This window comes from Acinetobacter sp. ANC 3903 (assembly GCF_002135315.1).
Lineage (GTDB): Bacteria > Pseudomonadota > Gammaproteobacteria > Pseudomonadales > Moraxellaceae > Acinetobacter.
In genome coordinates, this window is the sequence record NZ_NEGA01000013.1 from 15,611 (window position 1) to 35,765 (window position 20,155).

Sequence of the window (20,155 nt, forward strand, 5' to 3'; positions counted from 1 at the left end):
AATGTATGCTGAGTTTAGAATTTAATCAAACTTGCTCGATGAATCCCTAAAGTCTAATGACTGATTCATCCATTTATAATAGATCTCTTTCATAAATCAAAAAATGTTTAATATTGGATTTTTTTAAATCAGCACAGTCTCATTTGATTGATTTAATTTTTTGCCTTTTCGTAGGTAATCTCTCTACTTTTGAAAGGTCAAAAGTAGACAAAAACCTTTTATTTCCCATACACGACATCCTTGTCGTGATGGGAAACGTGTGGCATCCATGCCACATTCATGAATTTAATATCGACTAAAATCTATTTTCAATTTTGGCTTTACGAACAATTTTTAGTTTCTAAAATGATTTATGAAAGAAGTCTAATTGTGGAAATAAAATATCAATTAAATCTACTCAAGTTTTTTTATGGTCACGCTGTTGTTTTAAATCGTCTAATCCTGCATAGATTTGCTGTTGGATTTGGTCACGAAAATCCTGTAATTGCTGCATATCTTCAATATGCGCTAAATTTTGTCGTGGCATAAACTGGAAATAAAAAGGCAAGCGTTTTGGGATCATATGTTTAGGCAATGATGGAATCACGTCGCCATGCCGCAGCAGTTTATCCAATTGCGGAACCTTGAGCAGTTTCTGAAACCATTGACTTTCAACAATCAGATTGGCATCAAAACCCAGTTCAAAGATTTCATCTCCACCTAGCGCTGCAAATGGAACAAGATCATAGTTGAATTCCTGTGCCAGTTTTAGAAAACCGTAACGCTGTTTCCAGATCAGCTGATGAGCCTCACCTTTTCTTTTCAATACCTCGCGCCCACCACCAGGAAAGACCAGAATAGAATAACCTTGACGCATCGCTGCACGGATATATTCTTTCTCGCCGTCGACTGCGCCAAATTTTTTAAACACAGTCCGCCAAAACGGCAAATAAAAATGGCCATGATCAGCAATACTGACCACAGCCACTTTATGATGATTATATAAATAATCAATCAGCATTGGTGAATCAAACACCCCATACAGGGTGTGATTCCCGACATACATTGCAGGTTTTAAGGCATATATGTGTTCGGCACCTAAAAAGGTTGGGGTGAAATATAGTCTGGACAAGGTACTTAGACGCTTGATCCATCTTGCATCATGCTCAACCTGCAATAGATGATTCCTTATGCTACAACGTGTTTTTGCACTAGAACCGAACCTACAGAATAACCTGCACCGAATGAGCAAAGTACACCGTACTCGCCATCATTCACTTCATGTGCAGTGCGGTGCAATGCAATGATCACACCTGCAGAAGAGGTATTGGCAAATTCATCCAGAATAATTGGCACGAGGGAACGGTCCGCATCTTTACCGACCACATATTTTAAAATGAGGTCATTCATGCTGGCATTGGCTTGGTGCAACCAGAAACGTTTAACGGTAGTGGGCGCAATCTCGTTTTTCTCAAGTTGCTTGGTAATGATTTTAGCAACCAGTGGACACACTTCTTTAAACACTTTACGACCGTCTTGACGGAACAATTTGTCGTCCACCACCGCATCTTCACTACGGTTTAAATAACCGAAGTTGTTACGAATGTTGTTTGAGAATTGGGTAAACAAATGCGTATCTACAATATCAAAACCAGTTTTAGTGGTCGTATCTTCAATAACCGATGCGGTAGCCACATCACCAAAAATGAAGTGACAGTCACGTGAACGGAAATCAGTATGACCCGAAGTAATTTCCACATTCACTAACAATACACGGCGCGCACCACTTCTGATTGCATCCGCAGCCTGTTTTAAACCGAAGGTTGCAGCAGAACAGGCAACGTTCATGTCATAGGCATAGCCTTGAATGCCCAAAGCAGTTTGAATTTCAATCGCTACAGCAGGATAAGCACGCTGGATGTTTGAACATGAAAGAATAACCACATCGATATCTTCAGCGGTAACACCGGCATTTTCCATCGCCTGTTTAGCGGCAGTTACGCCCCATTCCGCTTGAATAGAAAGTTCGTCATCGCTGCGTTCACGTAAACGTGGATATAGACGTTTTGGATCTAGGATGCCTGATTTTTCAGCAACATAACGGCTTTTAACACCGGATGCTTTTTCAATAAATTCTGCATCTGAACCGCGACGTGCTTCAATCTCACCCACTGCAATTTTGTCCGCGTTGTCGTGGTTAAACTGTTCCACATAAGCATTTAAACTTGCAACCAATTCATCATTGCTAATGGATTCTTCTGGATGATAAAGACCGGTACCGGTAATACGAATGCCCATGTAAAACTCCCGTTAATTTTGCGCTCTGTTAATTAATGCCCAATTGATTCCATACTTTTTGCAGGCGGGTTGGAGAAACCGGCATTTTTGTTTTCATTGGTTGTGAGAACAGGGAAATACGAAATTCTTCGACCATAAAGTACAGATCTTTCAGGCGAGCGTCATTTTTAAACTTAAACAATTTTTCCATCCATGGGTCAACTTGCTCAATGGCAGAATTATCCCTTTGCAAGTTATTGGGCAAGCGTTCTAGACGCAACACCAAGGCCTTTAAATAGCGTGGAAATTCCTGCCATATATCGGAAGATTTGACATACACACAGTTGGAAAGACTCATTAAATCAAGCTGATCTTCAAGATCATCAATATTTTTTCCAAAGATAGAATCGTCTAAAACCAACAATTTCCGACGAATATCCTGCCACTGGATATAAATATCGCTCAGTATAGATAATGCCACTTGCCCATGCGTTAGGAAAGATTTTTTTACATTTAATATTAATTTTTGAAACTCTTCAGCATTGACAGGAAGATCATTTATTGTCATCTGCAGTGTGGAATAAACTAGCATCTGCTCCAGTTTAGCTTTGTCACCTAATGGGGAATAGGCTAAAGCCAGCGGTTTGGAAATCTGTTTTTTCAGTTGACGAATCAAATCACCCAACTGCATATAGACCAGATGAATCACACCTTCCCGATGCTGACGGATGGCTTCAGCCTGATCATTAAAGGTTTGAATCACCACGCCGGATTCGTCTTTAGCATCCAGTGCTGCAAATGTTTTGGTCGGTACCAGTGCCTGATATTGCTTTACTACAACACCTGTCACTTTTTGTGAAGCTTCAAAAGTGAAATTCTCAGGGAAAGTTTTAAACTCACCTTTCAGCTGTTTGACCGGACTATGAGTTTCTGTACGGCAACGTGCCTTAAGTTCCGCCAGATCACGGCCTTTTTCAATTACTCGGCCTTTTTCATCAATCACTTTAATGAAGGGCAGCAAATACTGGTCAATCCGCTCAAAGGAAAAATCTTTTTCACCGACCTGATCACCACGTAGCTGAAAAGCCAAGAAGCTGAAAATATGCTGGCGTAAATTTACCGCATCTATTGCTTTCATCAGCTTACGTGCTGTGTCTGGAATCGGTACCAGATTACGGCGCTTGTCTTTAGGCAATGATTTTAATAGTGCTTCAATCAAATCTTCACGCCAGCCCGGAATGCCCCATGACCAGATGTTTTCATCGACCTGCGGCAAGGCTTGCACCGGAATTTTAACCGTTGCGCCATCTTCATCATGGCTCGGATCAAAACGGTAGCTAGCAGCTAAACGTAATGAACCATTGTGCAAATAATCAGGAAATTGTTGTGTCGTTGGACGGTCATTCATCCACAACGCATCATCATCGACGAATAAATAACGCGGATTTTGCGGTTCAACCGTGGCACGCCAGTCTTCAAATGTTCGACGACTCGCCACTTCCTCAGGGACTTTTGATGCGTAGAACTGATAGATAGTTTCTTCATCGACCACCAGATCACGTCGACGCAGCTTATCTTCTACCCGCTCCACTTCTTCAAGCTTGAGCAAATTATGCTTTAAGAACGGTGGTGTAATGCCCAAATGACCTGTAGTTAAAGCATCGCGCAGGAAAATTTCATGGGCCGCAGGTTGATCAACTTTTTCATAATCCATCAAACGTTTCGGTTCAATAATTAAACCAAACAATGAAATCTGGTCATAACAATTGACGATACCGGCTTTCTTCGACCAATGTGGCTCGAAATAGTGATGTTTCAGCAAATCACGCGCTGCCAGCAAAATCCATTCCGGTTCAATCTTGGCCAAAGTTCGCAGATAAACCTGTGAGGTTTCCACCATCTCAAAAGCCATCACCCAAGGGGTAGTGGTCTTATGCAAGGTAGACGCCGGGAATATACGTGCCTTCTGCTGACGCACTGCCATAAATACATTACGTTCATCAGTCTTGTTAGCAATGAAGGATAACAGGCCGGTTAATAAGGCACGATGCAGGTTTTCATAACTGGCTTTTTTATCATTGAAAGATAGTTTTAATCCCTGCGCCAGCTCAAATAATTGCTCATGGGTCTTTTTCCATTCACGCAAACGCAACCAACTGAGAAAATGCTGCCGTGCAAAATTACGACGTTTGTTTTCATTCATCGAGGCACGGTTAGCTTGCAAGGTTTCCCATAACTTGATGTAAAACAGGAAATCAGAATCTCCTTCCTTAAATAAGGCATGTTTCTGATCGGCTTGCATCTGTTTATCGGCCGGACGTTCACGTGGATCCTGTACAGCCAAAGCTGCGACAATAATCAGTACTTCATTCAGCACACCAAAATGTGCACCACCCAAAATCATGCGTGCCAGACGTGGGTCAATCGGCATCTTCGCCATTTGCTGACCGATTTTGGTTAAGGAACCTTCCCCTTTAGAAAGTCTCCCTTTCTCAAAGGGAGATTTAGAGAGATTTTCTTCTTCAACTTTAGGAGAATTTTTCTCATTCATCGCCCCAAGTTCAATCAGCAGCTTGCGACCATCATTGACCAAACGATGATCAGGTGGCTCAATAAAATCGAAACTTTCCAAATCTCCCAGATTCAGACTTTGCATCTGCAAAATTACCGAAGCCAGGTTGGTTCGTTTAATCTCGGGTTCGGTAAATTCAGGACGGCTTTGGAAATCTTCCTCACTATACAGCCGGATACAGACACCCGGCGCAATACGGCCACAACGGCCTTTACGCTGATTGGCTGCCGCTTGCGACACGGCTTCAATCGGTAAACGTTGCACCCGTGAACGATAGCTATAGCGTGAAATACGCGCAAAGCCGCTATCAATTACATAACGGATATTCGGTACAGTCAGCGCCGTTTCAGCCACGTTGGTGGCAATAATAATCCGTCGACCACCACCGCCAGGACTGAAAATCTTTTGCTGCTCTGCAATAGCTAAACGTGCATACAAAGGCAAAATTTCGGTATGACGTGGACCATGCTTTTGCAAGATTTCTTGCAGTTCACGAATCTCCTGTTCGGTGCTGGCAAAAATCAGGATATCAGCATGTTCGGGATGGCCTTTTTCCTGCGCATCCTGAAAACACTCATTGACCGCCTGCACCACCGCACGGGGCAGGTTTTCTTCAAAGTCGTCAAACTCATCATCATCACTACCACCAATGCTCATTTCTGAAATCGGACGATAACGCACTTCTACCGGGAAACTACGCCCTTCTACTTCAAAGATCGGCGCATCAAAAAAGTAACTGCTAAAACGGTTTACGTCCAGCGTTGCTGAAGTAATGATGACTTTTAAATCATGACGCTTAGGCAAGAGCTGTTTGAGATAGCCCATGATGAAGTCGATATTCAGCGAACGCTCATGTGCTTCATCAATAATAATGGTGTCGTATTTGGTTAAGTAGCGGTCATTGGCCAGTTCTGCCAACAAAATACCATCCGTCATTAAGCGGACAATGGAATCCTGCGAACCCTGTTCATTAAAACGGATTTTAAAACCAATTGAGTCACCCAGCTTTTCCCCGACTTCTTCGGCAATACGTTGCGATACGCTACGTGCAGCCAGTCGACGTGGCTGGGTATGTCCAATCATGCCGGTTAAACCCCGGCCGGCCAGCATGGCAATTTGCGGCAGCTGAGTCGTTTTACCGGAACCGGTTTCACCGGCCACAATAATCACTTGATGCTGTTGAATCGCTTCAATCAGCTTGTCTTTATATTGGGTAACCGGCAGGTCTTGATTCAGTTTGATGTTCGGGACACGTGACAAACGCTCACGAACTTTATGATTCGATTTTTCTAATAATTCCTGATACTGTTTTTCATTGGCATCTTTACCTTTGCGTAGCCGATTTAAACGATGACGGTCACGTGCCATGACCCATTGATCTACATTTAAATGACTGACCACAGATAACTTATCCCAAAACAAAAAAATTGAACTGAGTATTTTACGCTGTAACGTCGCCGAGAGAAAGCCAGCAAGATATTTATTCATGCTGTTTTTAAGCGCACGAATATTTTAAATCTTCTAGCTTTGAGCATAATTCAAGCGATCAAGCAGCACTTGATCACCAAGTTTTGCCTAAGCCAGGATGATGAGAAATCAATAAAATTGATTCATCCTAAAAACAAATTTAATTTTTAAAAAATTTACCCTTGAATTTTAATGCATGAACCTTCATGTTGTTAGACAAGCTGAAGAACTGCGCTTTTGTCATTCAATCATCATGCTTAGATGATTGAATAGATAGATAGAAGAATCAGATTTGGTGGAATTGTAGGCTTTATATTAGTTAATTCGGTTTTTCCGATTTCAATAATATAAAAATACTGTTTCAGCAATAACAAAAAATTCGCTATCCTTTTGGAAATCAAATACAAACCTCAATCATGGAGACAATGATGAGCTTAATTAATACAGAAGTTAAACCATTTAAAGCAACTGCATTCCAAAATGGTCAATTCATCGAAGTAACTGAAGCTGATCTTAAAGGCAAATGGTCTGTAGTATTCTTCTACCCAGCTGACTTTACTTTTGTTTGCCCAACTGAATTGGGTGACCTTGCAGACAACTATGCTGAATTCCAAAAATTAGGCGTTGAAATCTATTCAGTTTCTACTGACACTCATTTCACTCACAAAGCTTGGCACGATTCTTCAGAAGAAATCAAAAAAATCCAATACGTAATGGTGGGTGATGCGAACTGGACTCTTGCTAAAAACTTCGACGTATTAATCGAAGCTGCTGGTCTTGCTGACCGTGGTACTTTTGTTATCGATCCAGAAGGTAAAATCCAGATCGTTGAAATCAACGCTGGTGGTGTTGGCCGTGATGCTCAAGAACTTCTTCGTAAAGTTAAAGCAGCTCAATACGTTCACGCTCACCCAGGCGAAGTTTGCCCAGCTAAATGGAAAGAAGGCGATGCTACTTTAGCTCCTTCAATTGACCTAGTTGGTAAAATCTAATCTGTATTAGATTGAACTGATTCAAAAAACCACGCTTTTTAGCGTGGTTTTTTTTGCAATTCGTTTTTAGGTCACAGGAAACTAAATCTTAATTCCAAGCTACCTTTCGGCAATTATTTCTGTTATACATCAATGATGACCTGTTCCGTATGGTCATGCTCAGTAAGACATCAAATGGCTTGGGTCATATAAAAAATGAGGTGCTTATGGGAACACAAATTGCTGTAACTTTTTGGAAATACAGTGCGTCATCACGTTATCTTAAAATTTTTTATAATAATGGTTCAGCTGAACTCTATCACCCTGTTCCGGAATTCATTTATAACAACCTGCTTCGCAGCAATGATAAGGCAGCATTTGTCCATAAATATCTCGAATATGATTTACACTTTACCCGGGTTTCGATTGATTAAAAAATCAGGGTTTATCCCTGATTTTTAAACACCATGAATTAATTTTTTATTTATAACAAATCATAAATAAGCCTGCCCCAATAGACAGGGTCATGCTCATAAAACGTTCATCACTCTTTACCAATTCAATAAACTGTTTAACTTCTGCTGCATGCGATATCACATTATCGACAAACATAACCCCATTTTTGCGATGCAGCATATGCTGCAAATACTGCCAGTAATCGACATAGGTATCCCGTTCCGCATCCAGCAAGATAAAGTCATATTGCTGTTCGGCATTTTCAAGAAAACTTCGCGCATCCCCCACCCAAAAATCAATCACTTCACTTAATTGCAGTTCCTGGGCATATTGCTGAGCTTGCCGGGTACGTGCCGGATCAATTTCCAGAGTCGTGACATGACCTTGTGAAGTCTGCGCTGCATTGGCCAGCCATAAAGTCGAATAACCGGTTGAAGTGCCAATCTCCAAAATAGCCCTGGATTGCTGCAGGCGTACCTGCATGGCTAAAAATAAAGCAGAGTCTGGCTCGATATTTCGATAACGCTGGATGCGATCTTTTTGTAAGGCATCAAATTTAATAAATCCCTGATACAGCTCATGCATTCGTTTTTGGAATGTCGCACTCATACTCATCGTAGATATCTCTATTTTATTATTTGGTTGAGTCTAGCGTTTATCGATGTCTTTAATCCAGCTTATGTCGTTTCTTGAATTAATTGAAATCTTGGCAAAACTTCACCATTCTCGAAGGTGACCTTTTCTTGAAACATGGTTAAAGGACGTACCCACATTGAATAATCACCATATAAACATTGATATACCACCAGTTTCTCAGCTGTTTCGCTATGGGTGGCAACATGAAAGACCTGATATAACTTGCCTTTATAGTGTTGATAAATCCCGGATTTTAGTTGCATTTTTACGACCTTGTTAAAGCATGATGCCATCATAATCAAAATTGCTCTGAAGTATGTAATCATTTATAAAAAATGCTTTAATTTTGATTAAATATTTGAATATTCACATTAAACCATCATCTATTTGATAGAGCATCATTCGTAAATAAATTATCAATCTGTTAAAGCGATTGTTTTTATATAAATGAACTGTTTTAACTATTTACAATTTTAACCTATTATAGCTTTATTAAATAAGCATTTACTCCTTTGGAGACCTTAGCCATGTTAGATCAAAATACTTCAGCCCAACTTAAAACCTTACTGGAACGCCTGGAAGGCCCGATTGAACTGGTCGCGACTTTGGACGGTTCGGACAAGTCTGACAAAATCAAGGACCTTGTAGAAGAAATTGCGGCACTGTCTGATCTGGTGACTGTACGCTTCGATGGCAACAATAGCCGTGCACCAAGCTTTGGTGTGGCCAAAGCCGGTGAACAACCTCGTGTCAACTTTGCCGGTTTGCCGATGGGGCATGAGTTCACTTCCCTGATCCTGGCATTGCTGCAAGTCTCCGGTTATGCCCCAAAAGTCTCGGATGAAGTGCTGGCACAAATCAAAGCTCTGAACCTGACTGCTGATTTTGAAGTGTTTGTTTCTTTAAGCTGCCATAACTGTCCGGACGTGGTACAGGCCCTGAACCTGATTGCGATTAACAATCCAGGTACCACCGCGACCATGATTGATGGAGCGTTCTTCCAGGATGAAGTGGAACAGCGCAAGATCATGGCCGTTCCGATGCTGTTCCAGGACGGCAACCACATTGGTCAGGGTCGTATGACTCTGGAAGAAATCGTGGCCAAACTGGACACCAACTCTGCAGCCAAAGATGCCGAAAAGTTAAATGCCAAAGACGCCTTTGATGTCCTGGTGATTGGCGGTGGCCCTGCAGGCAATACATCAGCGATCTATGCAGCCCGTAAAGGTATTAATACCGGGATCGTGGCGGAACGCTTTGGCGGTCAGGTGATGGATACCATGGACATTGAAAACTTCACTTCAGTGAAGAAAACCCAGGGTCCAAAATTTGCTGCTGAAATGGAAGCGCATGTACGTGAGTACGGCGTGGATATCATGAATCTGCAAAAGGTGTCTGCGATCAAAGGCGCTGATGAGACGGCCAACGGTTTGGTGGAAGTGACCTTGGAAAACGGTGCCAAACTGGAATCGAAAACCGTGATCCTGTCTACCGGTGCACGCTGGAGAGAGATGAACGTTCCGGGTGAACAGGAATACAAAACCCGTGGTGTAGCATACTGTCCGCACTGTGATGGACCACTGTTCAAGGGCAAGCGTGTTGCAGTCATCGGTGGCGGTAACTCGGGTGTGGAAGCGGCGATTGACCTGGCGGGTATTGTGGAGCATGTGACCTTGGTGGAATTTGATACCAAACTTCGTGCCGATCAGGTACTTCAGGACAAACTCAACAGCTTGCCTAACACTACGGTGATCAAGAATGCGCTGTCTACCGAAGTGGTCGGTGACGATTCACAGGTGACGGCGCTAAAATACAAGGATCGTGCTACCGATGAAGAGCATACGGTTGAACTGGCCGGGATCTTCGTTCAGATCGGCTTGTTGCCAAACACCGATTTCCTGAAAGCATCAAAAGTTGAACTTTCAAACCGTGGCGAGATTGTGATTAACGAGCGCAACGAAACCAACGTCAAGGGTGTGTTTGCTGCCGGCGACTGTACCACCGTACCGTACAAACAGATCATCATTGCCACTGGTGAAGGTGCCAAGGCATCACTATCTGCTTTTGATTACATTATCCGTAACGCGTAATTATCACAAGTAACAGCAAAGTTGTTCTATCAGGCTTGTATCACTGCTTTAGTGGTATAAGCCTTTTTTTTCACTCATTTTTTTCATAAAAAATAATTACATTTAATTAACAATTTTAGCTCATTATTTGTGCATTTTTTTCGTTATATTCAAAATACCCCTATTTAGGTGGGTGCCACAATTAGAAGGAAATGAAAATGAATAAAGTGCTTATTGCTTTAGGTCTTGCTGCTAGCGTTGCCCTGGTGGGTTGTAATAAACAAAAAGAGCCTGAGACCGGTGCAACCACTGGTGAACATCTTGAAAATGCAGCTAATCAAGCCAGTCATGATATTTCTGATGCAACAAAGGAAGCAGAAGCTAAAACTCAAGCGGCCACTGATGAAGCAACCTCTAAAATTGAGGCAGCAGGTAATGAAGCTGCAGCTAAAACTGAAGCCGCAGCGAAGGATGTTAAAAATGCAGCGAAAGAAGCTACTGCAAATACTGCCGGTGCTATAGAGCAAGGTGCTTCTAATGTTCGAGAAAGAACTCAACAATAATTTAAATCATTAAAATAAAAAAGCTCCTTAAAAAGGAGCTTTTTTATTGATTAATCTTGTTTTTTTATTCATATTTTTTTTATGGCAACCCTAATAACCAATAATTAAGTACATCTCTATATGGCACATTCTTATCATCTGGAAAAACATTATATTCAAAGAACAGGCTGATTACGTGCCGCAGTGCTTGGTACAAATGATGGAATCATTTCCGTCACCAGCCTCATTATAGGGATGGCTGCCAGGGGTGCATCTTCCCATACCTTGTTAATTACCTGCATTGCCGGACTCATTTCAGGTGCCAGTTCCATGGCAACCGGTGAATATATTTCTGTCAAATCTCAAGTCGATATTGAAAAGGCAGATCTAGATATGGAAGCACGTGAGCTGTTTAGCAATCCGGTGAAAGGTAATGTCGGTCCTGTTTCCATCTCTGTGATGATTGGTGCTTTTATCTTTGGTATCGACATGCAATTAGGCGGCGGTAGCGCACGCATGATTGTGACCCTGCTCTTCTTTTGCCTAGGCTCTTTAATTGCCACTACACATTTGGACTGGTGGTTTAACCTGCCACATCTTGCGCCCATTTCCATTGTTTCAAGCCTAGGTGTTATTCCTGCACTCATCGTCAGCTTTGTTCTGTTTGCAGCAATTGCATTTGCTACCATCTTTTTTGAGAAAAAATGTCATGCTTCACTTGAAGTAGAACCTATTGCCGAAACTCAAGGTTTTAAACGTTTCCTACGTGGTCCATGGCCGTTGGTCTGGGGCGGGATTATTTTAACCTTGCTCAACTTTGCCACTTTAACTTTAGCTGGTCGTCCTTGGGACGTGACTTCTGCACTTGCAGTATGGGCAGCAAAATCTGCCAGTTTAATCGGTGTAGATGTCGCTTCTTGGGTCTATTGGCAACAGCCCGCTAATGCCAAAGCTTTATCGGAGTCATTATGGTTCGATATTACTTCTATGATGAACTTTGGCATTATGCTGGGTGCCTTATTGGCTGACAGTCTTGCAGGTAAATTCGCGCCCAACTTTAACATTCCAAAGCGCTCACTGATTGCTGCTATTGTTGGCGGTTTACTATTAGGCTACGGCGCTCATTTGGCCTATGGCTGTAACATCGGGGCTTACTTCAGTGGTATTGCTTCTGGTAGCTTACATGGCTGGTTATGGCTGATCTTTGCTTTCATCGGCAACAGCCTTGGGGTGAAACTTCGTCCATTTTTCTTTCCCGGTGAACGCCCACAACCTGAAAAACTAACCGGTTGTTAATTCTAAAATACTGAAATTTAAGAGCCCATCACGTGATGGGCTTTTTTATATATTCTCTTTTTATAATTTAGTTTAAAGCTGCTTTCAAATTACAACCAAAGCCCATAATTTCTTGTGCCTGACGATATGTTGTATAGCGATTTAAAATAAAGTCATAAAACTGATCAGCATCAGCAAAACTTTTGCTTAAATCTTCATCCTGTGCATGCGGTAATTTCACCTGCCCAATCAACTTCGGGTTTTGATGACCCAAATGATACATCTGGGCAAAATATTCATTCATCATTTCACAATAGGCCTGTTTCACCGGCTTTAATGAAGTACTGCTCACTGCATGCAGGTTTAAAGTTTTCAATTGATTCACATCCAGTACCGACTGATCTGAAAAAGCAATATTATTGGTTTTTTTAAACGCCTGATAATCTTTAGATAACTGTTGATTTAAAGTTTCAAAGCGTTGTTGCAAACTTGCAACATCTTGAACTTTGTATTGTTGAGGATCAATCTGTGTTTTAGGCTGCTCAGAGCTTGAACATGCTGAAACTAATATAATTGAAATCAAAATCGTAAAAATTAACGGCTTCATCATCACTCGCCCAATAGTCGCATAATACAACCCCACATTATGCCTGAAATATCCAGCTAAATTGACTTTTCATTCATATAACGCCAATAGCGTTTCGGTACATATTGAATGTGCAATTTCATGTTTTGTCGTGCTTGAATGTTTACGCTATGAAAATAATCTTTCCACAATTGATCATAAAGGCATTCTTGCTCGTCCAGTTCTACGGTAAAAGATTGACTAAAACCAGTAGTAAGCTTGGCATCGACCTCATGAGCATTCATTTCAATTTAATGTAGCTGCTGCAAATCATAATAAATGCCGTATTTACGTTTTTCATCATAGATCAGCCAGCTCTGATCCTGATAACGCGCTTTAAAATGTCGTTCAATCAACGGCAAAACATTAAAATCGGGCCGAACCAGACTTAAAAACAAGCCATCCTGACATTTTTTAAAGCGTACAAAGGCTTCCATACAATGCTTCTCACGTCCCACCTGCTTGGCCCACTGCGCCAAAGCCAACACATCGGGATGTCCATAATTTTCATCAACTTTATATTTATGCTGGAAAATATACAGACAATAATTAAACAGGTGCTGATAAGCAGTTTGATTTTCAGATAGAAAGGTATAGTAAAAATTACGCTGACTTTGAGTTGAGGTTTTTTGCTTTAATCCTTGCCAGACACGCTGTGCATGCTCATTATTCGAAGCCACCTGAATAAAATCATCAAACAGCCCATTTTGCGCATGCTCATCACAGGTGACATTGACCTGAAACTCTTTAAATTGAAATGCGCGGAATACACAGCTTAACAGGCCGGTCATACTGCCATCAAAGCGATAGGTGGCCATCAGAAAGTAAAGCCTAATTGCGGGGAAAGTTGCTGAGTATATTTGGACTGTCCCGACTGTAAAATTTGATTTCGAATCTGACTGGGTAATTGTTCTTTTATAAATTTAGGTGTATCGGCGCAACGAATAAAATGCTGTGCCCGGTTATAGGCCACACCAATGCGTTTCAGTTGATCGATGTGGATTTTCCCAAAGCGTCGTGCCTAGACAATTTTTTAGCAGAACGCACGCCAATACCGGGCACACGCAGAATCAGGCGGTAATCCGCGCGGTTTAAATCGACCGGAAATTGCTCCAGATGACGCAGTGCCCAACTCAGCTTGGGATCAACATCCAAATCCAGATTGGGGTGTTTTTCATCGACAAGTTCTGTTGCATCAAAACCATAAAAATGCATTAACCAGTCACTTTGATACAACCGGTTTTCTCTCAGTAAAGGCGGTGCAGAACCAACCGCCGGTAAAGATTTTTCCTGCTCATTGATGGGAATATAACCGGAGTAATACACCCGTTTCAGTTTAAATTCCTTGTAATGCCGATCTGCCATCAAAATAATATCCTAATCGGTTTCACTATGCGCGCCCACGACCATTTGGGTGGTTTGCCCTGCGGGAACAAATTGAGGAACAGAATGAATCAGCTTGCGTTCATCTTTAAATTGAATTAAACGGTCGCGCACAATGCCTAAATCTTTTTGCACTTCTGCATGGTTTTTTTCAGGTGTAAATTTTTGCAAGCCTGCTTCAGTTGGCATTTCTAAATTAATACTTATGCGGTCTACATATAAGCCGGCTTCGGTAATCATTTCTGGTGATGCACCGGGAATGGTTTTTAGATGAATATAGCCATTAAAATTCTCTTCCAGACGTAATTTTTTCACCACTTGCAGCATACGTTCCATGGTGCAATCTGCCGATTTAAATATTCCCGAACTTAAAAACAAGCCTTCAATATAATTACGGCGATAAAAGTTCATGGTCAAATCAACCACTGCCTGCACGGTAAATGCCGCCCGTTTCACGTCATTGGAGCGCCTTGACATACAGTAAGAACAGTCAAAAATACAGACATTGGAAAACAGAATTTTGAGTAAGGACACACAGCACCCATCTTCGGTATAGCCGTGACAAATCCCGGAACCGGTATGCCCAGACCTTTATCTTTATTTTTACGGTTACTGCCACTTGAAGAACACGACACCTCATACTTGGCAGCATCGGCTAAAATTTGCAGTTTTTCACGGATACGTTCAGACGTGCGCAGACGGCACTCGAAAATAAAAATACATTATAAAATTTTAATTTTCAGAGAGGGGTTCATTGATCTTATGAGCGACAGAGCCTGACGTTGTATTTTTTAATTTGGGCACTAAAAATCCTTTTTATTTCACAAGGAAATAACGAATATTATTTGCTTAATTTTCAAGGCTTGGGCAAAGTGATATAGAGGAGAAGGAGCTGAATATGACTTTATTAAAACAACTTGCGATTAAACATCCTATTTTTCTTGCCCCGATGGCAGGTGTTTCTACGCCAAAATTGGCTGCTGAAGTTTCTAATCAAGGCGGTTTAGGTTCATTAGGGTTAGGTGCCAGTACGGTTGAAGCTGCCCGTCAGCAAATTTTAGAGACTCAAGCCCTGACTCATCACCCTTTTCAGGTAAATTTCTTTTGTCATCAAAGTTCAGAATTAGATTCCAAAGTTGCAGAACAATGGATTCAATATTTGGCACCACAATTTGAGAAGTATCAGGTCACACCGCCGACCGAGTTAAAATGTATTTATCCCAGCTTTCTCGAGAACGACGACTATTTAAATCTGGTTCTAGAAACGCGTCCCCAAGCAGTCAGTTTTCACTTTGGTATTCCGCATCCTTATCAAATTCAGGCCTTAAAACAGGCTGGTATTATAACCATGGTGTCAGCCACCAATCTGGCGGAAGCCCTTGAAATTGAAGCGGCAGGTATTGATGTCATTATTGCACAAGGCATTGAGGCAGGTGGGCATCGCGGTATTTTTAACGAAACATTTGACAGTGCTGTTAAAACCTCAGATTTGGTGCAATTGCTCAAACAGTATTGCACTTTACCTATTGTTGCTGCGGGTGGCATTATGAATGGGCAACAAGCCCAGTTATTAATGAAATTAGGGGCTGCAGCCGTTCAACTTGGGACTGCTTTTGTACAATGTAAAAGTTCCAATGCAAATGCTGCTTATCGAAAAGCGCTGTTTAGCAAACCGATTACGCAAATTAGCACAAGTATTTCTGGCCGTCCTGCACGTGGTTTAATTAATCACTGGCATACCCAAGTCGATCAACCTGAACGACCACAAGTCGCCACCTATCCTTATTGCTATGATCTGGGTAAACAACTCAATGCAGCGGCAATAGCGCAAGGTGACGATGGATTTGGTGCATTTTGGGCGGGTACCAATGTAGCTCAAATTCGAGAAATGGAAGCTGCGGATTTGATTAATCAACTGGTTCTGGAAATGAGTCAGGCCTAATTATCCAGGTCAGATAAGCCATAAAAAACCTCTCACTTGAGAGGTTTTTTAATCGGGTATAACTAACGTGTAGCACGATGCCAAGCATCTTTAGCTGCATATTTGGCTTCTTCCCAATTAAGACGAGACTGATCCTTGGTACTTTCCCACTTGCTTCTTAATTCCGGTTCAACATGCTCAAACTCGGTATCACGGTCATATTGAGCCCTATTGCCATAGCCTACTTGATAAGCATTCCGGTAATCCCTGTCATAGTCTAAATCACTATAGGTATTTCGGGTTTCATTGAAATAAGGCGTCTTATGATGCTGTTCTCTCCAATACGCATCTTCTTCGGCTGGATTTAGCGCTTCCGCAAGTTCATTACCTGCTACACCGCCAATAATTCCTCCGACTAGACCACCAACTACAGCACCTACAGGGCCAGCTGTAGATCCAACTGCGGCACCTGCTGCTATAGATCCCAGGGCAGCACCTCCTGCTACACCGCCTATTGCACCAACACTTGTTCCCACAGGATGATCGCCTGCTTCATTCATATCAGGAACAGAATTACTTTCTGTATCGGTTGTTCTTTGTTGTTCTGGTCGATGATTTGGATTGGTAAGATCAGTTTCCGTAACAGGACGATTTGTATTGACCATTTTCTTTCTCCTTCTGCCATATCAATATATTCAAGATATGTAGATAAACAGCTTGATGAGCTTCAGAAGAATTTAGCATAGGACAATTTGGACTAAGCTATGTTCGATAACTGTCCCGATTAAGTGATGAGATGTTGTAGCCTGTAATTCTTTTAGTATTGTTATACAAATTATGCAAAAAATATTGATAAAGAAAAAAATCACTGCTCTTTATTTTGATGAAACCTTTTCAATAAAGAGCAGTGACCTATGTTGAGCATAAAAATAAAAAACCAATAAAAGCCTATTTGGTTTCAAGCAGGTTCACCTGCTCGACCTGTACATCACTCATAATTTCGCCTTGAGCAAGGAGCTGATTAAAATAGTCTTCCACTACATTAAACTGTTCAGCTGTACTTTCGACCTTGTACATATTTTGGCGGAATTCATTGCTTGAACGTAAACCCTTGGTATACCAGGCAATATGTTTTCGTGAAATACGGCAACCTGAATATTCCCCGTAAAAATCATACAGTTCTGATAAATGTCCTAATAGTACATCTTTCACTTCAGCAATACTCGGTGCTGCAAGCTGTTCCCCCGTTTTCAAATAATGGGCAATTTCACGAAAAATCCAGGGACGACCTTGTGCCGCACGGCCAATCATCACCGCATCAGCACCGGTATAATCCAGCACATACCTGGCTTTTTCAGGACTGTCGATATCGCCATTGGCAATGACTGGAATATTCAACATTTCTTTAACTTCTTTAATTAAAGAATAACGTGCCGTATTCAAATACATATCTTCACGGGTACGCCCATGTAAGGCCAAGGCTGCAATGCCTGCTTGTTCAGCACGTTTTGCTACACGCAGAATATTTTCATGACCATTTAAATACCCTAAACGGGTTTTTAAAGTCACAGGAACATCTACTGCAGCCACCACGGTATCTAAAATTCGCGCCACCAGATCTTCATCTTTTAATAAGGCGGAACCGGCTAATTTATTGCAGACTTTTTTCGCCGGACAGCCCATATTGATGTCAACAATCTGTGCGCCATTTGCTACCTGATAGCGCGCCGCTTCCGCTAACTCATTCGGTTCTGAACCGGCAATCTGTGCGGATATCGGTGCCAGTTCACCATCAAAGTTGGCCCGGTAAAGACTTTTCTTACTCATGCGTAAGGTCTGGTCTGAAGTCATCATTTCACTGACCGCATGCCCTGCACCAAAATATTTACACAACGTCCGGAATGGACGATCCGTAACACCTGCCATGGGAGCAACAATTAAATTATTTGACAGTTGATATGGACCAATATACATATAAATTCATCACTTTTTCGACTGGCATAGTATACTTCATCTGCTGTACTGGCTCACCCTTTTGGAATATGTTTTCATTATTATGGAAAAAACTCTTTTTATTTCATCTCGTGTTAAATCTTTGAGTATTCTAGCTTTGTCACTTAGCCTGGCGGCATGTGGCGATAACTCATGGTGGTCGAAAAATCATGAACCAACACTAGAAGAAGATCAAATCAAGCGCCTTATTCCATCACGTGTCCATCAGCGTGCCTCATGGGCTAAAGATATTTACAGTATTACCGATCAGCTGGATATCCCTCAAACCAAAGAAAATATTTGCACTATCGTGGCTGTAGTGGATCAGGAATCTAACTTCATTGCAGATCCGCACGTTTCAGGCTTGGGTGAAAAAGCGGTGAAGGAAGTTCAAGACCGTCTGGATGAAAAATTTAAAAGCAAATTGGGTGATACCCTGGGTGGAACGGTTGCAGGCTATTTTGAAGAAGTTTTAAAAAACCAGCCCAGTCCTGACAATAACTATTTAAGCCAGATGCGTAAGGTGCAAACCGAACGCGAACTGGATGAGTTATATCGTGAAATTTTTAGTTATATGTCAAAGCATTATCATGTCAGTACGCTCACAGGTGCAGCAAAACTGGTCGGACAAGACATTGGTGAAAACTTAAATCCTGTGACCACATTGGGTTCAATGCAAGTCCATATTGGCTATGCCAAAGCACACAAACGTCAAGGTGGCAGCAGTGCCGAATTGCGTACCGATTTATATACTCAATATGGTGGTTTGTATTACGGTATTCACCGCCTGATGATGTATCCGGCCGATTATGACAAGCCCATTTACCGTTTTGCAGACTACAACTCCGGTATGTACTCAAGTCGCAATGCGGCTTTCCAGAGCATGCTGAATGACTTGACTTCAGATGAGCTAGAACTGGATGGTGATCTGCTGCTGTATACTAAAGAGGGTTCTATTCGCTCTATAAGCAGCCAGTCCGAGCGTGATCTGATTAGTGTTTTTGCTGCCAATAATATTTTGGTTACTCCTCGCCAAATCCGTGCAGACTTGAAAAAGGAAAAACAGAAAGATTTTGAAGATACAGCAACCTATCGCGCTGTATCAAAGCTTTACCAAGAGAAAACCGGCAAAAAACCGATTTATGCTATCATGCCTAAAGTGGTCATTTCAGGTCCCAAATTAAGCCGCGATTATAATACCAACTGGTATGCAACCCGCGTCAATGGAAGATACCAATCATGTATGCAGCGAGCAAAAAGAATAAAAATCTAGCGCTCTTCGACTTTGATGGAACCCTGTGTACCAAGGACAGTTTCACAGGGTTTATCTTCTATGCACTCTCTAAACGTCATATTGTCAAACAGGGCATAAAAATTCTGCCTTGGATTCAGGCCTACTATCTAAATGCCTATCCTGCACATGCCATGCGTTCTAAATTATTTCGTGCCATGTTTAGTAATGCTAATGCCTTAGAGCTGCAACAAATGGCACAGGAATATGCTGCGAGCTTAATGAATCAATTAAACCATCCTCTACTGAAACAACTTAAACAGCATCAAGCTTTAGGTGATGATGTAGTCCTGGTTTCAGCATCGGTTGATGTGTACCTCAAGCCTGTCTGTACGCTATTAAATATTGACTTAATTTGTACCCAGACTGAACAAGTCAATAATATCTATACAGGACAATACACCACACCCGATTGCAGTTCGGAACAGAAAAGACAACGAATTTTAGAAAAATATCATTTAACTGATTATGCGGTAATTTATGCCTATGGTAATAGTCATGAAGATAAGGAAATGCTTGCGATGGCCCATTATGCTTACATGGTTGGTGGAGCCGATGATCTGCCAACTATTCTAAGTCATAAAAAATTGGCTTAGTTTTATTTATGGCTCATAAAAAAACCCACAATTCATTGTGGGTTTAAAAGTATTTTAATCTACAGTAGCGCTTAACAATGCAAAAATTGGAAATCAACTACAA

The 20,155-nt window shown here is 41.6% G+C and carries 16 protein-coding genes and 2 pseudogenes; 8 read left to right on the forward strand and 10 right to left on the reverse strand.

Features of this window, described 5'->3' with window-relative positions; translation table 11 throughout:
• Positions 1–397: 397 nt before the first annotated feature.
• The 3 genes from B9T29_RS11045 to hrpA are packed head-to-tail and all read right to left on the reverse strand — an operon-like array spanning position 398 to position 6,196.
• A complete protein-coding gene (locus tag B9T29_RS11045; RefSeq protein ID WP_086175985.1) occupies positions 398–1,156 on the reverse strand; it encodes a lysophospholipid acyltransferase family protein in 759 nt (252 codons plus the stop codon).
• 11 nt (positions 1,157–1,167) lie between these two features.
• A complete protein-coding gene (locus B9T29_RS11050; protein ID WP_086175986.1) occupies positions 1,168–2,277 on the reverse strand; it encodes a beta-ketoacyl-ACP synthase III in 1,110 nt (369 codons plus the stop codon).
• 28 nt (positions 2,278–2,305) lie between these two features.
• On the reverse strand, positions 2,306–6,196 hold the full coding sequence (gene hrpA / locus B9T29_RS11055) for an ATP-dependent RNA helicase HrpA (protein ID WP_416202489.1): 3,891 nt from the start codon (positions 6,194–6,196) through the stop codon (positions 2,306–2,308).
• Between the two features lie 527 nt (positions 6,197–6,723).
• Between hrpA and ahpC the strand changes: the two genes are divergently transcribed.
• Positions 6,724–7,287: an alkyl hydroperoxide reductase subunit C gene (gene ahpC / locus B9T29_RS11060; protein ID WP_086175987.1), complete on the forward strand. Its 564-nt coding sequence runs from the start codon at positions 6,724–6,726 to the stop codon at positions 7,285–7,287.
• Between the two features lie 206 nt (positions 7,288–7,493).
• The gene (locus B9T29_RS11065; RefSeq protein ID WP_086175988.1) at positions 7,494–7,700 is read left to right on the forward strand and encodes a KTSC domain-containing protein; all 207 of its coding nucleotides are present in this window, start codon (positions 7,494–7,496) and stop codon (positions 7,698–7,700) included.
• A gap of 46 nt (positions 7,701–7,746) precedes the next feature.
• On the opposite strand, the gene B9T29_RS11070 is transcribed toward B9T29_RS11065, so the two are convergent.
• The gene (locus B9T29_RS11070) at positions 7,747–8,337 is read right to left on the reverse strand and encodes an O-methyltransferase (RefSeq protein WP_086175989.1); all 591 of its coding nucleotides are present in this window, start codon (positions 8,335–8,337) and stop codon (positions 7,747–7,749) included.
• Positions 8,338–8,399: 62 nt separating this feature from the next.
• A complete protein-coding gene (locus tag B9T29_RS11075; protein WP_086176059.1) occupies positions 8,400–8,621 on the reverse strand; it encodes a DUF1653 domain-containing protein in 222 nt (73 codons plus the stop codon).
• 264 nt (positions 8,622–8,885) lie between these two features.
• Here B9T29_RS11075 and ahpF point away from each other — a divergent pair, with 264 nt between their 5' ends.
• The 3 genes from ahpF to B9T29_RS11090 all read left to right on the forward strand — a co-directional run bounded on the left by ahpF (position 8,886) and on the right by B9T29_RS11090 (position 12,265).
• The gene (ahpF, locus tag B9T29_RS11080) at positions 8,886–10,448 is read left to right on the forward strand and encodes an alkyl hydroperoxide reductase subunit F (RefSeq protein ID WP_086175990.1); all 1,563 of its coding nucleotides are present in this window, start codon (positions 8,886–8,888) and stop codon (positions 10,446–10,448) included.
• A 197-nt stretch (positions 10,449–10,645) separates the two neighbouring features.
• Positions 10,646–10,990 (forward strand): hypothetical protein, encoded by a 345-nt coding sequence (locus B9T29_RS11085; protein ID WP_086175991.1) that lies wholly within the window; start codon positions 10,646–10,648, stop codon positions 10,988–10,990.
• 183 nt (positions 10,991–11,173) lie between these two features.
• Positions 11,174–12,265 (forward strand): YeeE/YedE thiosulfate transporter family protein, encoded by a 1,092-nt coding sequence (locus tag B9T29_RS11090; RefSeq protein WP_086175992.1) that lies wholly within the window; start codon positions 11,174–11,176, stop codon positions 12,263–12,265.
• A 67-nt stretch (positions 12,266–12,332) separates the two neighbouring features.
• Here B9T29_RS11090 and B9T29_RS11095 read toward each other — a convergent pair whose 3' ends face one another.
• The 3 genes and pseudogenes from B9T29_RS11095 to B9T29_RS11105 all read right to left on the reverse strand — a co-directional run bounded on the left by B9T29_RS11095 (position 12,333) and on the right by B9T29_RS11105 (position 14,950).
• Positions 12,333–12,851: a hypothetical protein gene (locus B9T29_RS11095; protein ID WP_086176060.1), complete on the reverse strand. Its 519-nt coding sequence runs from the start codon at positions 12,849–12,851 to the stop codon at positions 12,333–12,335.
• A gap of 56 nt (positions 12,852–12,907) precedes the next feature.
• Positions 12,908–13,687: pseudogene (locus tag B9T29_RS11100) on the reverse strand (TIGR03915 family putative DNA repair protein).
• Positions 13,687–14,950, reverse strand: a pseudogene (locus B9T29_RS11105) (putative DNA modification/repair radical SAM protein). The pseudogenes B9T29_RS11100 and B9T29_RS11105 overlap by 1 nt, the downstream one beginning before the upstream one ends.
• Positions 14,951–15,144: 194 nt before the next feature.
• Between B9T29_RS11105 and B9T29_RS11110 the strand changes: the two are divergent.
• The gene (locus B9T29_RS11110) at positions 15,145–16,194 is read left to right on the forward strand and encodes an NAD(P)H-dependent flavin oxidoreductase (RefSeq protein ID WP_265733369.1); all 1,050 of its coding nucleotides are present in this window, start codon (positions 15,145–15,147) and stop codon (positions 16,192–16,194) included.
• Positions 16,195–16,256: 62 nt separating this feature from the next.
• Here B9T29_RS11110 and B9T29_RS11115 read toward each other — a convergent pair whose 3' ends face one another.
• Together B9T29_RS11115 and dusB are read right to left on the reverse strand one after the other, a co-directional pair.
• Positions 16,257–16,838, reverse strand: coding sequence for a hypothetical protein (locus B9T29_RS11115; protein WP_086175994.1), 582 nt, complete (start codon positions 16,836–16,838; stop codon positions 16,257–16,259).
• Positions 16,839–17,121: 283 nt separating this feature from the next.
• Positions 17,122–18,147, reverse strand: coding sequence for a tRNA dihydrouridine synthase DusB (gene dusB / locus B9T29_RS11120; protein WP_086175995.1), 1,026 nt, complete (start codon positions 18,145–18,147; stop codon positions 17,122–17,124).
• Between the two features lie 82 nt (positions 18,148–18,229).
• Between dusB and B9T29_RS11125 the strand changes: the two genes are divergently transcribed.
• Positions 18,230–19,438: a DUF1615 family protein gene (locus tag B9T29_RS11125; protein WP_086175996.1), complete on the forward strand. Its 1,209-nt coding sequence runs from the start codon at positions 18,230–18,232 to the stop codon at positions 19,436–19,438.
• A complete protein-coding gene (locus B9T29_RS11130) occupies positions 19,405–20,052 on the forward strand; it encodes an HAD-IB family hydrolase (protein ID WP_086175997.1) in 648 nt (215 codons plus the stop codon). The genes B9T29_RS11125 and B9T29_RS11130 overlap by 34 nt, the downstream gene beginning before the upstream one ends.
• The last annotated feature ends 103 nt before the right edge of the window (positions 20,053–20,155 follow it).

Bases quoted from the DNA above. Each gene is read 5' to 3' on its own strand.
- B9T29_RS11050 (WP_086175986.1), bottom strand. From the start codon at position 2,277: ATGGGCATTCGTATTACCGGTACCGGTCTTTATCATCCAGAAGAATCC.
- hrpA (WP_416202489.1), bottom strand. From the start codon at position 6,196: ATGGCACGTGACCGTCATCGTTTAAATCGGCTACGCAAAGGTAAAGAT.
- ahpC (WP_086175987.1), top strand. From the start codon at position 6,724: ATGAGCTTAATTAATACAGAAGTTAAACCATTTAAAGCAACTGCATTC.
- B9T29_RS11065 (WP_086175988.1), top strand. From the start codon at position 7,494: ATGGGAACACAAATTGCTGTAACTTTTTGGAAATACAGTGCGTCATCA.
- B9T29_RS11070 (WP_086175989.1), bottom strand. From the start codon at position 8,337: ATGAGTATGAGTGCGACATTCCAAAAACGAATGCATGAGCTGTATCAG.
- B9T29_RS11075 (WP_086176059.1), bottom strand. From the start codon at position 8,621: ATGCAACTAAAATCCGGGATTTATCAACACTATAAAGGCAAGTTATAT.
- ahpF (WP_086175990.1), top strand. From the start codon at position 8,886: ATGTTAGATCAAAATACTTCAGCCCAACTTAAAACCTTACTGGAACGC.
- B9T29_RS11085 (WP_086175991.1), top strand. From the start codon at position 10,646: ATGAATAAAGTGCTTATTGCTTTAGGTCTTGCTGCTAGCGTTGCCCTG.
- B9T29_RS11095 (WP_086176060.1), bottom strand. From the start codon at position 12,851: ATGAAGCCGTTAATTTTTACGATTTTGATTTCAATTATATTAGTTTCA.
- B9T29_RS11115 (WP_086175994.1), bottom strand. From the start codon at position 16,838: ATGGTCAATACAAATCGTCCTGTTACGGAAACTGATCTTACCAATCCA.
- dusB (WP_086175995.1), bottom strand. From the start codon at position 18,147: ATGTATATTGGTCCATATCAACTGTCAAATAATTTAATTGTTGCTCCC.
- B9T29_RS11125 (WP_086175996.1), top strand. From the start codon at position 18,230: ATGGAAAAAACTCTTTTTATTTCATCTCGTGTTAAATCTTTGAGTATT.
- B9T29_RS11130 (WP_086175997.1), top strand. From the start codon at position 19,405: ATGTATGCAGCGAGCAAAAAGAATAAAAATCTAGCGCTCTTCGACTTT.